At 45.9% G+C, this 14,276-nt stretch carries 14 protein-coding genes and 1 pseudogene; 9 read left to right on the top strand and 6 right to left on the bottom strand.

Translation table 11 applies throughout. From position 1 onward, the window contains the following. Nucleotides 1-543 carry a DUF3833 domain-containing protein gene (locus CBP12_RS04930; RefSeq protein WP_086963449.1) on the top strand — a complete coding sequence of 181 codons (543 nt, stop codon included), beginning with the start codon at nt 1-3 and terminating at the stop codon, nt 541-543. A 64-nt stretch (nt 544-607) separates the two neighbouring features. Here CBP12_RS04930 and yfbR read toward each other — a convergent pair whose 3' ends face one another. Further along, nucleotides 608-1,213: a 5'-deoxynucleotidase gene (gene yfbR / locus CBP12_RS04925; protein WP_086963448.1), complete on the bottom strand. Its 606-nt coding sequence runs from the start codon at nt 1,211-1,213 to the stop codon at nt 608-610. 154 nt (nt 1,214-1,367) lie between these two features. On the opposite strand from yfbR, the gene CBP12_RS04920 reads away from it, so the two are divergent. Next, nucleotides 1,368-1,658 carry a DUF1244 domain-containing protein gene (locus CBP12_RS04920; RefSeq protein ID WP_086963447.1) on the top strand — a complete coding sequence of 97 codons (291 nt, stop codon included), beginning with the start codon at nt 1,368-1,370 and terminating at the stop codon, nt 1,656-1,658. A 219-nt stretch (nt 1,659-1,877) separates the two neighbouring features. Here the strand turns inward: CBP12_RS04920 and purU are convergent, their stop codons facing one another. From purU to CBP12_RS04905, 3 genes are all read right to left on the bottom strand, one after another. Further along, nucleotides 1,878-2,714, bottom strand: coding sequence for a formyltetrahydrofolate deformylase (gene purU / locus CBP12_RS04915; protein WP_086963446.1), 837 nt, complete (start codon nt 2,712-2,714; stop codon nt 1,878-1,880). 78 nt (nt 2,715-2,792) lie between these two features. After that, entirely contained in the window at nt 2,793-3,269 is a 477-nt protein-coding gene (locus CBP12_RS04910; protein WP_086963445.1) for a YchJ family protein, read from the bottom strand. A 108-nt stretch (nt 3,270-3,377) separates the two neighbouring features. Continuing rightward, on the bottom strand, nt 3,378-4,331 hold the full coding sequence (locus CBP12_RS04905) for an OmpA family protein (protein WP_086963444.1): 954 nt from the start codon (nt 4,329-4,331) through the stop codon (nt 3,378-3,380). Nucleotides 4,332-4,740: 409 nt separating this feature from the next. Here CBP12_RS04905 and CBP12_RS04900 point away from each other — a divergent pair, with 409 nt between their 5' ends. From CBP12_RS04900 to CBP12_RS04865, 7 genes and pseudogenes are all read left to right on the top strand, one after another. Beyond that, complete coding sequence (locus tag CBP12_RS04900; protein WP_086963443.1) at nt 4,741-5,001, top strand: helix-turn-helix domain-containing protein; 261 nt, start codon at nt 4,741-4,743, stop codon at nt 4,999-5,001. Between the two features lie 264 nt (nt 5,002-5,265). Continuing rightward, nucleotides 5,266-6,185: pseudogene (locus CBP12_RS13875) on the top strand (ROK family protein). A gap of 63 nt (nt 6,186-6,248) precedes the next feature. Beyond that, the gene (locus tag CBP12_RS04885; RefSeq protein ID WP_086963440.1) at nt 6,249-6,860 is read left to right on the top strand and encodes an FKBP-type peptidyl-prolyl cis-trans isomerase; all 612 of its coding nucleotides are present in this window, start codon (nt 6,249-6,251) and stop codon (nt 6,858-6,860) included. A 118-nt stretch (nt 6,861-6,978) separates the two neighbouring features. Further along, nucleotides 6,979-7,791 carry a 4-hydroxy-tetrahydrodipicolinate reductase gene (dapB, locus tag CBP12_RS04880; RefSeq protein WP_086963439.1) on the top strand — a complete coding sequence of 271 codons (813 nt, stop codon included), beginning with the start codon at nt 6,979-6,981 and terminating at the stop codon, nt 7,789-7,791. 407 nt (nt 7,792-8,198) lie between these two features. Next, entirely contained in the window at nt 8,199-9,335 is a 1,137-nt protein-coding gene (carA, locus tag CBP12_RS04875; protein ID WP_086963438.1) for a glutamine-hydrolyzing carbamoyl-phosphate synthase small subunit, read from the top strand. Nucleotides 9,336-9,350: 15 nt separating this feature from the next. After that, on the top strand, nt 9,351-12,578 hold the full coding sequence (carB, locus tag CBP12_RS04870) for a carbamoyl-phosphate synthase large subunit (protein WP_086963437.1): 3,228 nt from the start codon (nt 9,351-9,353) through the stop codon (nt 12,576-12,578). 340 nt (nt 12,579-12,918) lie between these two features. After that, nucleotides 12,919-13,122: a cold-shock protein gene (locus tag CBP12_RS04865; protein WP_086963436.1), complete on the top strand. Its 204-nt coding sequence runs from the start codon at nt 12,919-12,921 to the stop codon at nt 13,120-13,122. 175 nt (nt 13,123-13,297) lie between these two features. Here CBP12_RS04865 and ruvX read toward each other — a convergent pair whose 3' ends face one another. Both ruvX and CBP12_RS04855 read right to left on the bottom strand, forming a co-directional pair. Continuing rightward, nucleotides 13,298-13,711, bottom strand: coding sequence for a Holliday junction resolvase RuvX (gene ruvX / locus CBP12_RS04860; RefSeq protein WP_086963435.1), 414 nt, complete (start codon nt 13,709-13,711; stop codon nt 13,298-13,300). Beyond that, nucleotides 13,708-14,265 (bottom strand): YqgE/AlgH family protein, encoded by a 558-nt coding sequence (locus tag CBP12_RS04855; RefSeq protein ID WP_086963434.1) that lies wholly within the window; start codon nt 14,263-14,265, stop codon nt 13,708-13,710. Before CBP12_RS04855 ends, ruvX begins: the two co-directional genes overlap by 4 nt. Nucleotides 14,266-14,276 lie beyond the last annotated feature (11 nt).

Below are 14,276 nucleotides of genomic sequence, written 5' to 3'. Positions count from 1 at the left end.
ATGCGGATCAAAAACTTACTGTTAACGCTAGTCACCCTAGTGATTCTGAGCTTAGGCTTAATGTCATGCAGCAGCAAAATTGATGACTATGCCAATACCACGCCGCGCTTTGAGTTAGATAAATACTTTAATGGCCAGTTGAGCGCTCATGGCATGATACAAGATAGGTCTGGCAAAGTATTACGCCGCTTTAGCGTTGCCATGGTCGGCTCTTGGCAGGGGAATAAAGGCACGCTAGAAGAAGACTTTGTTTATGACGACGGCGAAAAACAACGCCGCGTGTGGCAGATTGAGAAAACCGCAGATGGCCACTATACCGGCACTGCTGGAGATGTAGTGGTGCCCGCCACCGGCCAAACCCAAGGTTATGCCCTTAATTGGCGCTACACCTTAGCGGTACCGGTGGAGGGTAAGGTATGGCACATTAACTTTAATGATTGGATGTATCAGTTAGATGAAAAACGGGTATTAAATCGCGCTGAAATGACTAAGTTTGGCTTTAAGGTCGGCGAAGTTACGCTTTGGATAGAGCGTAAAGAGTAACTTAACACGATTAACGCCCAGCAATGAACAGCTGGCTGGGCGCTTGTAGCCGGACGCTTTCTGGCTAAAATTCACTGCTCGATATTTCATCTAGCGATTGTGCAAAGCTTGGTACAAATACCTGCATAAAATAACGGATTTCCGCATTCATGCGCGCTTCAAGCATAGTGCGTAGTCGCTGCTTGGCAGCAGCAAACTCTTGGTTGCCCGCGCTAAGCTCTTCAATACATTTTAAATAAGCACACAATAAGTCTGCTGATTTTACTAAATGACCATAGTCATCATCGCTGTGAGCACTGAGTAGGGGAGCATAAGCCGCTTGTAGCTCTGTGGGCAGCATCTTAATTAAACTCTGCTCCGCATTACTTTCAATTTCTTTATAAGCGCGTGCCATGTCATCGTTATAGTATTTAACTGGCGTCGGTAAGTCGCCGGTTAGCACCTCACTGGCATCATGAAATAGCGCTTGCATGGCGGCTTTAGCCGGATCAAGCTGACCTTGATAAAAGGTGTTTTTAATGACGGCCAGCGCATGGGCTACCATGGCTACTTGTAAGCTGTGCTCGGCCACGTTTTCTTGAGAAATATTGCGCATCAGTGGCCAGCGGTGGATTAGCTTCATCCGTGCCATATGTGCAAAAAAATGACTGCGCTCATTATTATCTGCCATTTATATCACCTTTATTAAGCGATGAATTAAGCCATAGCATCGCACTTTTAGCACTTGCCAGCCACGGCCTTCATGATTATTCAGCTTAAAGTCGATATAATAATACTTTACCCTTATTTGCATAAGGGCGCTTTGTTGGTTAGGAGAGATAATAGTGGATAAGCAAACTCAGACTGAATTAGAAGCCGCCGCATTTCGTGCCTTATTAGCGCATCTTGACGAGCGCAAAGACGTGCAAAATATCGATTTGATGAACTTAGCGGGCTTTTGCCGCAATTGCTTAAGTAAATGGTATTTAGCCGCTGCTAAAGAGCAAGAAGTCGCTATGGATTATGACCAAGCTCGTGAACATGTTTATGGCATGCCTTATGAGCAATGGAAAGCACAATTCCAAGCGGACGCCACGCCAGAACAACTGGCTGCGTTTGCTAACAGCCATAAATGATAGCGATAAGCTTTACGCCCTACGTTAAAAACAATACTGAGTTCGCGCTGTTGTGCCCTCATACCGGGGTTTGCCCCGGTATTTCGATCTTAGATTTTAAACAAGGCCGTTTTGAGGTCATTTTCACCAATGAGGTGGGCATAAAAAAACAACAACATTGAACTATCCGGTGAGTTTTTACGTATAGCTACGTCGTCAAGCGTATAGCTGTTCTTAACCCTATTTAAACACTACCGTCTTATTGCCATAAACAAAGACTTTTTCTTCCAAGACTAAATTAAGTGCGCGGCTTAATACCGAACGTTCTACATCTCGTCCTGCTTTTGCCATATCAGAGGCACTAAAGACATGATTCACATGGATGACGTCTTGTTCAATGATCGGTCCTTCATCAAGCTCGTTAGTCACAAAGTGGGCGGTGGCGCCAATCATCTTAACACCGCGCTCATACGCCTGACGATAGGGGCTGGCACCAATAAAGGCCGGTAAGAAAGAATGATGGATATTAATTAATCGCTGCTCATAGCGAGCTACAAAATCGGGGCTTAAAATACGCATATACTTGGCTAATATGACATAGTCGGGCTGATAGTCATCGATAATGGCCATCATTTTTTGCTCATGCTCTGCACGATTTAAGCCCTCGTGAGACACGCAATGAAACGGGATATCGAATTTAGCCGTTAAGTCAGCTAATGCTTCGTAATTCCCTACCACAGCGGCAATATCAAGGGTCATAGCGCCCGAAAACTGCTTAATTAAAATATCTCCTAAGCAATGGGCTTCTTTAGTCACCATGATAACAACGCGCTTATGGCCCGCGGGGACTAAACGGCGCTCACTGCCGTGGGGTAGCGCATCGTCTAAGTCTGCTAATAAAGTATGATCGTTAAAGTAGCCCTCAAGCTCGGTGCGCATAAAAAAGTGACCATTTTCATAGTCGACAAATTCATCATTACGCATAATATTGAGCTGATGCTTATAGCAAATATTGGTAATTTTAGAGATTAATCCCTTCGCATCGGGACAGTGTGTTAACAGTATTTTTCGTTCCATTGCCATATTCTATTAGCGAGTAAAAAAGATAAGTGAGTATAAGCGCTTTGCGTAATAAATTCGTGTAAGTTAAAAAATTCAGTGCTGAGCACAGCAGTGTTTGTACTTTTTAATCCGTCCATCTTGTAACTTTCCACAAGGGCAGGGCTGATTTGCCGGGATCTTAGGTGGGTTAAGCACACCGTCTTTATATCGCCAGTTACCTTGCACTCGCTCAAAATAGGATTGTTCATGTAGTACGGCTACTTTTCCTTGCTCTTTATAGCGGGCTTTAAATTCCACCACTCCTTGTTCTGTGGCTGTATCAGTACGACTAAAAATAATCTTTAAGCCTAGCCATTCACAAGAACGACCCGCCGCAGCTAATTCATGTGCACAAAGTTGCTCCTTAGTCGCGGGATGCCACGTAGCCAACAAGTAGTCGCCATCGGCTAACACAAACGCCGTGTAGCGTGAGCGCATAAGTGCAATGGGAGTCGGAGCAGGCAATAAACCGCTAAGGTAGGGCTGACAACAATCACTAAAAAGTAGCTGGCTATGGCAGTGGCAACGCATTAACAATCCTAAATTGTAATAATCTGATGCAAGAGTATGCCATGGCTTACGTTATTAAAGACAAAAAAAACGGCTCCTAAGAGCCGTTTAATATTAGCGAGTAAAATCTTATTCTACGATTTCAACTTCGATGGTCGCTTGTGCTTTTGCATCAACACGACGGTCGCGCTGGCGCTCAGCTTCAGTTTGGCCTTCAGCCAACTCGCTGCCGTACCATGCAGTTTGGATGTTCTGGGCAGCAACACCACGATCAACTAAGTACTCTTTAGCAGCCATTGCACGGCGCTCAGACAACTTACGGTTATATTCTGCAGTACCTAAACGGTCAGCATAACCGGCCAGCTCTACTTGGTAGTCTGGGTTCTCTTCAGCAAAACGAGCAACTTCGTCTAACGTAGCGCGTGACTCGCCAGACAAGTCAGACTTATCAAATGCAAAGTAGATAGAACCATCAGCAGTTACGCTACGAGTTTCATAGGTGGTTTCTGCTTCAGGCTGTTGGGCAACCGGTGCTACAGGAGGAGGTGTGCTCTCACCGCGGTTAGGGTGCAATACCACTTCTAACATGTAGTTGTTAATGTCGGTTTCAAAACCTACTTTATTGAATTCACCCATGTCTTCAACGCGACGGTAGCGTGCTTGCACGTCTACGAGATCAGAGGCGCGGTAAGTTAAACCTAAACCTGCCATAGGAGACAGACCTTTGTCGCCGCCATTGGCTTTAATGTCATAGCCCAGTGCACCCAGCTCACCAAACAGCGACATGCGCTCGCTCAGTGGCATACGCCCAATAGCAGACAATGTCAGCGCATTGGTGTCAACGTCTTGGCCAAAGCGGGTAAAGCCCAGCTCAGTACCAAAGTAGTCGCTGAAGTTATAACCGGTAAACAAGCTAACGGCTTCGCCGTCACCGCTTAAACCGGTGTCATTTCTCTCGATATCGCTGGTGTCGGCATAGCCTGCACCCGCACCCAAATACCAGTCATTCGCTTGTGCAGTTGTTGAAATACCGGCGGCAGCGATGGCCATTGCGATTAAAGTAGGAGCCACTGTCTTTTTCATGTTGTCTTCCTCATTTATGAGCTTTCGATTCGAGTCGAAATTAATGTATCACGGTCGTTGAGCTGATTAAGCAGTTCAACAGCTATGAAGCACGGGGTCATTGTTGTTGTTAGCCAAGCATTAGAGTGATTAATTTACTCCAAGTCCTGTTTGAGTATGCCCGTACCAATTCAGACTAGCGGTTTTTAAAGTCCGCCACAAGATGGAGCCTAGTCTAAAAGGCTAAAATTGTCGCAGCTTACCTGATAGACAACTTTTGATTTCAGATTAAATAGCGTTAGTTGAGTCTTTTTTTCATTATTTTGGTTAAAATAGGGCAAGAGCACAACGAGTCTATTTTGTGGTGTTAAACTAAGGTAACCAAGGATGGGTTTTTGTTATCGAAATTCTTCGATAGGAGTATAAAACTATGAATCCAGATACCAGTTTAGTTGGAAAGAAGATCCGCCAAATACGCGAGTCTATGGGGTTAAGTCGGCCTAAGTTTGCTGAATTACTTCAAGTTCCACCCACTACTTTGAAAAATTATGAGCTTGGTTATCGCGAAGTGGGCGGCGCTTTTCTCGTGGCGCTAGCCCAGCATCCTGACTTACATAAATACACCTTGTGGCTGCTAACAGATCATACCCAAGACGGTGTAGGTCAAGTGGCACCTGAACAGCACCATTAGATAAAATAATTAAAGTGGCTTTCTTTATTTAATACCGTAAAGAGCCATGCTGGTAGCCTTTATATGTAAAAAAGCTTATAAAAGCGCCGTTATTTAGGTCGTGGCTATTAAGATTTTATCTTAATAAGAGACACTTTAAGCTTAAGCCGCTTGAGGTGTTTTTTGCCTGCCTTACTTTTACACACCAGATATTTGCTTTTCGACTGCCAGTAAGCTGTTACTTAATGGTTTTATTAGAGTTTTCATCATTTATTAGGGCTGAATATGTATTACGGCATTGATATGGGCGCCAGTAACATGGTGTGGGCGGTATTTAATGAGCAAGGCCAAGAAGTGATGCGCGATGTTCAGCCAACGCCTAACCATGATTATCAGGCCCTACGTCGCCTTATCAAAGGTTGGGTTAGAGCGGCGGATCAGCATTGGCAAATAACCGGTCGGCTAGGAATCGGCTTTGCCGGTGTATTACAAGAAAATGGTCAAGTGGTAGCAATTAATCTTTTAAGTATTCATGGCCAATTTTTAGCTCATGACTTAGCTATAGATTTACAGCGCCCAGTGGCAATAGATAATGATGCGAATTGTTTTTTATTATCAGAGGCAAATGGCGGTGCCGCGGCTCAGGCTAAGCTTGCCTTAGGCATTACCTTAGGCACTGGAGTAGGTGGGGCCATTACTTATCAAGGCCAATTAGTAAATAGCCAAGCGGGGGGGGTGGTGAGTTTGGCCATGCCATTATTAATGCCGCTATCTGGTCGCGCTTTGCTAACTTACCTTTATTTGCTTGTGGTTGTGGGCAATTAGGTTGTTTAGAAACTTATATCTCTGGCACCGGCTTAGGCAATTTATATCAACATCTTGTTAAGTCTAATGCTGGAGTGAATAAAGCGGGGCCTGAAATTATTGACGACTGGCAGCAAGGGGAGCTTCACGCGACCCAAGCCGTAGCTATGTATTTAGATATTTTAGCCAGCAGCCTAGCGGGGCTAATGACGCAATTTAATCCCGATATCATAGTGTTAGGAGGCGGTCTTAGTGAGCAGCCTTGGTTATATAAAGAAGTCACTCAGCGGATCCCCTCTTATTTAATGCACAATATGACAGCTTGCCCTGTCGTTGCTGCTCATTTTGGTGGGGCGGGGGGCGTACGCGGCGCTGCATTATTAACCAAGTGCAGTACATGACCATTTAGCTGGCGGACGTTATTTGTTAGCATGCCTTTTTTAGCCACACATTTAGGAAGCATTATGTCCTCATATGAGACTACAGAGCAAAAAGCCAGCTATGGCGTAGGTCGCCAGATTGGCGATCAGTTAACTCAGCAATCTTTTGAAGGCTTAGAAATCTCTGCCGTACAACAAGGTTTGGCCGATGCCATTAATGGCGTAGATTTCGCCGTGTCTCGCGAAGACATTAACAGTGCTTTTCAAGTGATCACTGAGCGCATGAAAGAAAAGCAAAGTGCTGAGTCTGCTAAAGCAAAAGCAGCAGAAGCTGAGTTTTTAACGGCTAACGCCGAGCGTGCCGAAATTAGCCAAACAGCGTCAGGCTTGCAATATGAAGTGTTGACTAAAGGTGAAGGCGCCATACCTAGCGCTAACGACACCGTACGTGTGCATTACCATGGTACCTTTATTGATGGCTCTGTGTTTGACAGCTCAGTGATGCGCGGCGAGCCGGCTGAGTTCCCCGTGACCGGTGTCATTAAAGGATGGGTTGAAGCGCTGCAGCTGATGCCAGTAGGTTCTAAGTGGAAGTTATATGTTCCTCATGAATTAGCTTATGGTGAGCAAGGTGCGGGTGCCATTCCTCCTTGTGCGACCTTACTTTTCGAAGTTGAGCTTTTAGAAATTCTGTAAGACATTAAAAACCGGCTTCGCCGGTTTTTTTATGCCTGTAAATTTAATACTAAAGCATTCATTTATCTGGCAAAATTTGGCGCTATCGTTTCAAGTATTTAGACAAAGGAAAAACAGCATGACAAGTCCGGTTCGCATTGCCGTAGCTGGTTGTAATGGCCGTATGGGTAAGGTGTTGATTGAGTCAGTAAGTCAAACATCAGGTGTGGTGCTCACTGCTGCTATTGAGCATGCAGGCTCTTCGGTGTTGGGTGCCGATGCGGGTGAGTTAGCGAATGTAGGGCGATTAGAGGTCTTAGTCAGCGCCGACTTAGCTGCCGTGATTGATGAGGTGGATGTAATTATCGACTTCACTCGCCCCGACGTCACATTAGCTAACATTGCATTAGCGCAACAGCATGGTAAGCGACTGGTCATTGGCACCACCGGCTTTAATGAAGCAGAAAAATCGCAAATTAATGCCGCCATTCATAACACCGCCATTGTCATGGCCTCTAATTACAGTGTAGGGGTGAATTTAGTCTTTAAATTACTTGAACAAGCCGCCAAAGTAATGGGCGATTACACTGATATTGAAATTATTGAAGCGCACCATCGTCATAAAGTGGATGCACCATCAGGCACCGCACTCAGCATGGGTGAAGTAATAGCGGATACCTTAGGGCGCGATTTAAAAAGCTGTGCCGTATATGGTCGAGAGGGTATTACCGGTGAACGTGATCTTAATACCATAGGTTTTGCTACCGTGCGTGCTGGAGATATTGTGGGCGAGCATACGGTGATGTTTGCCGATATTGGTGAGCGAGTAGAAATTACTCATAAAGCCTCTAATCGATTAACGTTTGCTAATGGTGCAGTACGCGCGGCGGCTTGGATTGCTACACAATCGCCAGGTTTATATGACATGCAAGATGTCTTAAATCTAAAGTAAAACCGTTTATATTTTGGCCTAAGCTTCTACGTCCGCCTAAGGTTAGCGTGATTTTTAGGCCAGTTTTCATTTTTTAATGATTTTTATCTTGTTGATTTATTAGGTTTTAATTTGTGAATTTTTATTTTTACGTGGTTTAGTTAGTTTTAGGCTACAGTTGGCGCTAGCGCCGAGTTGTGCCCTTGGATTTTTCTTATTCGGCGCTTTTTATCAGACATAAAAGCTCATTTTCAGCCACTCTAGAAAATGAGTCATTTTTTATAAAATAGTTTGTCGCAAACACCGCTTTTATATAAAATACGCAGAATTTGCCCAGTATTAGCCGAGAAGACATTACTACTTTATTGTTAGCTTCTCGGGACAACCAGGTAAATTGTTGATTTATAAGAATTAACTCGGAGGTTGTCTTGACTCACTCAGCACTGCTTGTACTAGAAGACGGTTCAGTCTTTCATGGTACATCCCTAGGAGCCGACGGTTGTACCGTTGGTGAAGTGGTATTCAATACGTCGATGACGGGATACCAAGAAGTTCTCACAGACCCATCTTATTCTCGCCAAATTGTTACCCTCACATATCCTCATATAGGCAATACCGGCACTAATAACGAAGACGAAGAATCTAATAAGGTGCAAGCTCAAGGCCTGATTATTCGCGAACTTCCTATTGTAGCCTCAAACTTTCGTAACCAACAGTCTCTACCTGACTACCTCAAAGCTCACAACATAGTGGGTATTGCCGATATAGATACCCGTAAACTCACTCGCATCTTACGGGAAAAAGGGGCACAAGCTGGCTGCATTATTGCCGGTGAAAATTTAGATGAAGCGAGTGCGCTAGCCAAAGCAAAAGCTTTTCCGGGTCTTAAAGGCATGGATTTGGCAAAAGTGGTCACCACCGACCGCCAATATGCTTGGCAGCAAGGTAGCTGGCAATTAGGTGAAGGCTTTTTTGAACCGGCTCTTGCCAATTTGCCCTATCACGTTGTCGCCTATGACTACGGCGTAAAACGTAATATCTTACGCATGTTGGTTGATCGCGGCTGTCGGGTAACTGTGGTGCCGGCAACCACCTGTGCCGATGAAGTATTAGCGCTGCAGCCTGATGGCATTTTCTTATCTAATGGCCCAGCGGATCCTGAGCCTTGTGATTATGCGATTAGCGCCATCAAGACGTTGCTTGATAGCAATATTCCTATATTTGGCATTTGCCTTGGTCATCAGTTATTAGGCTTGGCCAGTGGCGCTAACACCATGAAAATGAAGTTTGGCCATCATGGTGCTAATCATCCAGTGCATGACCTTGAGCACGACCGAGTGATGATCACCAGCCAAAACCACGGCTTTGCAGTGGATGAAGCCAGCTTACCTAGCAATATTGCAGTGACCCATCGTTCATTATTCGATGGCACCATTCAAGGTTTTAAGCGCACCGACAAGCCAGCGTTCAGTTTTCAGGGGCATCCCGAAGCCAGCCCAGGCCCGGGCGAAGCCGCTAACCTGTTCGACCATTTTATTGATTTGATTAAACAGCACAGCGCGTAAGGAGTAGGCAGAGTCATGGCAAAACGTACAGACATAAAAAGCATCCTGATCTTGGGCGCAGGCCCGATAGTGATCGGACAGGCCTGCGAATTCGACTACTCCGGTGCCCAAGCGTGTAAAGCGCTACGCGAAGAAGGCTATCGCGTTATTTTGGTGAACTCTAATCCCGCCACCATAATGACCGACCCAGAAATGGCCGATGCAACCTATATCGAGCCCGTACAATGGGAAGTGGTACGAGAAATTATTAAGAAAGAACGCCCCGATGCGGTATTGCCCACCATGGGTGGCCAAACTGCCCTAAACTGTGCACTGGATTTAGAAAAGCACGGCGTGTTGGCTGAATTTGGCGTAGAAATGATTGGCGCCAGTGCCGACGCTATCGATAAAGCAGAAGACCGTAGCCGCTTTGATAAAGCGATGAAAAATATCGGCCTAGAATGCCCTCGCGCGGGCTTTGCCCGGAGCATGGATGAAGCTTACCAAGTACAAGCCGAAGTGGGTTTCCCTTGTATTATTCGCCCCTCATTTACTATGGGTGGCACTGGTGGCGGTATTGCTTATAACCGAGAAGAGTTTGAAGACATTTGTACTCGGGGTCTAGACTTATCTCCTACCAATGAATTATTGATTGATGAGTCTTTAATTGGTTGGAAAGAGTATGAAATGGAAGTGGTGCGCGATAAAAAAGACAACTGCATTATCGTCTGCTCCATTGAAAACTTTGACGCTATGGGCGTGCACACCGGTGACTCCATTACCGTAGCGCCGGCGCAAACCTTAACCGATAAAGAATACCAAATCATGCGCAGTGCCTCTTTGGCCATCTTGCGTGAGATTGGGGTAGAAACTGGCGGTTCTAACGTTCAGTTTGGTATTGACCCCAAAACCGGGCGCATGGTGGTGATCGAGATGAACCCGCGGGTATCTCGTTCTTCTGCTCTTGCCTCTAAAGCGACCGGCTTTCCGATTGCCAAAATTGCCGCCAAGCTGGCAGTGGGTTATACGCTAGATGAACTGCAAAACGACATCACAGGTGGCCGCACGCCTGCCTCGTTTGAACCTGCCATTGATTACGTCGTCACTAAAGTGCCGCGCTTTAACTTTGAAAAATTTGCCGGTGCTAATGATCGCCTCACCACGCAGATGAAGTCGGTGGGTGAGGTCATGTCTATTGGCCGTAACTTTCAAGAGTCATTACAAAAAGCGCTGCGCAGCCTAGAAACCGGCCAGCATGGTCTTGATCCTATTATCGACTTAAAAGACGCCGATAGCATGGCGCGTATTCGTCACGAGCTTAAAGAGCCCGGTCCGGAGCGTATTTGGTATATTGGCGATGCTTTTCGTGCTGGCATGAGCTTAGATGACATTTTTAAGCTGACTAACGTGGACCCTTGGTTCCTAGTGCAAATGGAAGATCTTATTAAGCTAGAAAATCAAGTGAATGAGCTAGCCGTCAGCGATGTGACTCCTGCTCTATTGCGTAACCTAAAACGCAAAGGCTTTTCTGATATTCGCTTAGGTAAACTGCTGGGTTTATCCGAAGATGAAGTGCGCAAGCTGCGCCATCGTTTAGGTATTTTCCCCGTCTATAAGCGCGTGGATACCTGTGCAGGCGAGTTTGCGACCGACACCGCTTACATGTATTCCTCTTATGATGAAGAGTGTGAAGCTAAGCCCTCTACTAATAAGAAAATTATGATTTTGGGCGGTGGTCCAAATCGTATTGGTCAAGGCATAGAGTTTGACTATTGCTGTGTGCATGCGGCGTTAGCGCTGCGTGAAGACGGTTATGAAACCATTATGGTTAACTGTAATCCAGAAACCGTCTCTACGGATTATGACACCTCAGACCGCCTCTATTTTGAGCCGGTGACGCTAGAGGATGTGCTAGAGATAGTGCGCATTGAGCAGCCTGAAGGTGTGATAGTGCAATACGGCGGTCAAACGCCATTAAAACTGGCCCGTGCGCTTGAAGCGGCTGGCGTACCTATTATTGGTACTAGCCCGGATGCCATTGACCGCGCCGAAGACCGTGAGCGCTTTCAACAAGCGGTTGAGCGCTTAGGCTTAAAACAGCCAGAAAATGGCACCGTGACTGCTCTTGAGCAAGCGGTGGTGATTGCAGAGCGTATTGGCTATCCGCTGGTGGTGCGCCCCTCCTATGTGTTAGGAGGTCGCGCCATGGAAATTGTCTATGACGAGCAAGACTTGCGCCGCTACTTTAAAGAAGCAGTGACTGTGTCTAACGAAGCGCCGGTGTTACTAGATCGCTTCCTAGATGATGCCATTGAAGTGGATGTAGATGCCATTTGCGACGGAAAAGACGTAGTCATCGGCGGCATTATGGAGCACATCGAGCAAGCTGGCGTGCACTCTGGTGACTCAGGGTGTTCATTGCCTGCTTATAGCTTAAGCCAAGCCGCACAAGATGAAATGCGCGAGCAAGCACGAAAGCTGGCGTTAGAGCTGGGTGTGGTAGGCTTGATGAATATTCAGTTTGCCGTTAAAGGCCAAGATATTTATTTAATAGAAGTGAACCCCCGAGCCGCGCGTACCGTACCGTTTGTCTCTAAAGCTACCGGCATCCCACTGGCTAAAGTGGCTGCGCGTGTCATGGCGGGTAAAACCTTAGCTGAACTGGGCGTAACCAAGGAAGTTATTCCGCCGTATTTCTCAGTAAAAGAAGTGGTCTTACCCTTTAATAAATTTGCGGGTGTTGACCCCTTATTAGGCCCAGAAATGCGCTCTACCGGTGAAGTGATGGGAGTAGGTGAAACCTTTGCTGAAGCTTTTGGTAAAGCTCATTTAGGGGCAGGCAATGCTGTGCCTACTAGTGGTCGTGCTTTATTGTCCGTGCGTGATAGCGATAAAAAGCGCGTGGTTGAATTAGCCAAAGCGCTATTAGCAGCCGGCTTTGAGCTAGATGCGACTCATGGCACTGCCGTGGTACTGGGTGAGGCGAATATTAATCCCCGCTTAGTGAACAAAGTGCATGAAGGTCGCCCTCATATTCTGGATCGTATTAAGAATAATGAGTACACCTATATCGTTAACACGGTAGAAGGGCGCCAAGCCATTGAAGACTCACGCCAATTGCGCCGTGGCGCCTTGGCTCAAAAGTTGGCTTATAGCACCACTTTAAACGGGGGCATTGCGACTTGTATGGCCATGGCTTATGACGCCACCGCGTCGGTCATCTCGGTGCAAGAAATGCATGCTCGAATTGCCAAGCAAAAATAAGCTTATTTTAAATAAGCTAACCAAGGCGCCTTAGGGCGCCTTTTTTTATTTAAAAATTTTATTTACTTAGAGCATTTTATTTACATTAAAAGTTTTCAAAAAAGTTCCCAATAATTTTTGTTTTATCATTATTGTTTTTAAGCATAAATATAATGACGATATAGTTTGACGCCATGTTAAGACTGCCGTAGAGTGCACTTCAGCAAAAGATTCAAGTTAGCGCGGCCGTTGTTTATTGTTCGTTCCATTAGGCACCACAGTCACCCAGCTTCCCTTATTTGATATTTGTTGCATTATTAGAGCATTCGCTCGTCACACTTAAATAAAGGTAAGATTTATTATGGCTACTGGTACCGTAAAATGGTTTAACGAAGCAAAAGGTTTTGGTTTTATCACTCCTGCTGATGGCAGCAAAGATTTGTTCGCACATTTCTCTGAAATCACTGGGAGTGGCTTCAAAACATTGGCTGAAGGCCAACAGGTATCTTACACCGCTACTGAAGGTGCTAAAGGTTCTCAAGCTTCACAAATCGAAGCTATCTAATTACCCTTTGGGTAAATAGAGACTAAAAAACCCGCTACGGCGGGTTTTTTGTTTTTTAAATACGAAGCGTAAGGGATAAATAGTTACATTTAAAGCTGTTGCCCATAAGGCCAGATGCGCAGATAAAAATGTTTGCCGTTAAGCGCAGGTTATTTTATTTTTTCACACTTCACAATTAGTTACCTTCCAACCACGACTCTAAGATTAATTGCGCCGACACTGCATCCACCGCATCTTTACCTAGCGCCTTATAGCCCCCCGCTTCAAACAATCTGGCTCTAGCATCTGTGGTAGTGAGCCGCTCATCTTGCAACTCCACTTGAATACCAAAGCGGCCATGCAATCGATTAGCAAACTTTCTGGCGCGCCGTGAGATATCTTGCTCACTGCCATCCATATTAAGCGGCAAACCAATAATGAGTAATTGGGGCTGCCATTCATTAACGAGACGTGCAATGTCATCCCAATTAGGAATACCATCAAGGGCTTTTAATGCCAATAAGGGGCGAGCCGTCGCGGTGAGCTCTTGGCCCACGGCCACCCCAATACTTTTAGTTCCGTAATCAAAGCCAAGCAAAGTGCGGCTCATCCATGACCTACTTGTGAAGATAAATGCTGGGGATCTACGCCTAAGCGAGCAATCGCTTGTTGCCAGCGCTTAGAAAAGGGCGTATCAAAGAGTAATTCCGTATCGGCGGGCACCGTAAGCCAGCTATTTTCACTGAGCTCTTGTTCTAGTTGCCCAGGTGTCCAGCCTGCATAACCCAGTGCCACTAAATAATGCTCGGGCGCTTCTTCAGAGCCAAGCGTTTCTAGTACATCGGGTGAGGTGGTAATCATTAAATTATCGGCCAGTAGTTGGCTAGAGCTAAAGCCATTTTTTGGGGTGTGCAGCACAAAGCCCCGATCGGCGGCTACCGGCCCCCCTTGTAATACGGGGCGTTTAAGCTCGGAGCGCTCGTCTTCTGGTGCCATTTCCAGTTGAGCTAATAATTCATATAGGGGTAAGTCGATAGGAATATTTATTACCAAGCCCATGGCCCCCTCGTCATTATGTTCGCACACATAGGTAACCGCTCCACCAAAGAAAGGGTCTTTGAGGCTGGGCATGGCAATAAGAAAATGATGTTGCAATGAATCCATGTCATCTCGTT

The organism is Oceanisphaera avium, assembly GCF_002157875.1.
Taxonomy (GTDB): domain Bacteria; phylum Pseudomonadota; class Gammaproteobacteria; order Enterobacterales; family Aeromonadaceae; genus Oceanimonas; species Oceanimonas avium.
This window is presented reverse-complemented; position numbering and strand designations above follow the sequence as displayed.

What these genes read in the sequence shown, in the direction of transcription:
- CBP12_RS04930 (WP_086963449.1), top strand. Translation starts at nt 1, where the DNA reads ATGCGGATCAAAAACTTACTGTTAACGCTAGTCACCCTAGTGATTCTG.
- yfbR (WP_086963448.1), bottom strand. Translation starts at nt 1,213, where the DNA reads ATGGCAGATAATAATGAGCGCAGTCATTTTTTTGCACATATGGCACGG.
- purU (WP_086963446.1), bottom strand. Translation starts at nt 2,714, where the DNA reads ATGGAACGAAAAATACTGTTAACACACTGTCCCGATGCGAAGGGATTA.
- CBP12_RS04910 (WP_086963445.1), bottom strand. Translation starts at nt 3,269, where the DNA reads ATGCGTTGCCACTGCCATAGCCAGCTACTTTTTAGTGATTGTTGTCAG.
- CBP12_RS04905 (WP_086963444.1), bottom strand. Translation starts at nt 4,331, where the DNA reads ATGAAAAAGACAGTGGCTCCTACTTTAATCGCAATGGCCATCGCTGCC.
- CBP12_RS04900 (WP_086963443.1), top strand. Translation starts at nt 4,741, where the DNA reads ATGAATCCAGATACCAGTTTAGTTGGAAAGAAGATCCGCCAAATACGC.
- CBP12_RS04885 (WP_086963440.1), top strand. Translation starts at nt 6,249, where the DNA reads ATGTCCTCATATGAGACTACAGAGCAAAAAGCCAGCTATGGCGTAGGT.
- dapB (WP_086963439.1), top strand. Translation starts at nt 6,979, where the DNA reads ATGACAAGTCCGGTTCGCATTGCCGTAGCTGGTTGTAATGGCCGTATG.
- carB (WP_086963437.1), top strand. Translation starts at nt 9,351, where the DNA reads ATGGCAAAACGTACAGACATAAAAAGCATCCTGATCTTGGGCGCAGGC.
- CBP12_RS04865 (WP_086963436.1), top strand. Translation starts at nt 12,919, where the DNA reads ATGGCTACTGGTACCGTAAAATGGTTTAACGAAGCAAAAGGTTTTGGT.
- ruvX (WP_086963435.1), bottom strand. Translation starts at nt 13,711, where the DNA reads ATGAGCCGCACTTTGCTTGGCTTTGATTACGGAACTAAAAGTATTGGG.
- CBP12_RS04855 (WP_086963434.1), bottom strand. Translation starts at nt 14,265, where the DNA reads ATGGATTCATTGCAACATCATTTTCTTATTGCCATGCCCAGCCTCAAA.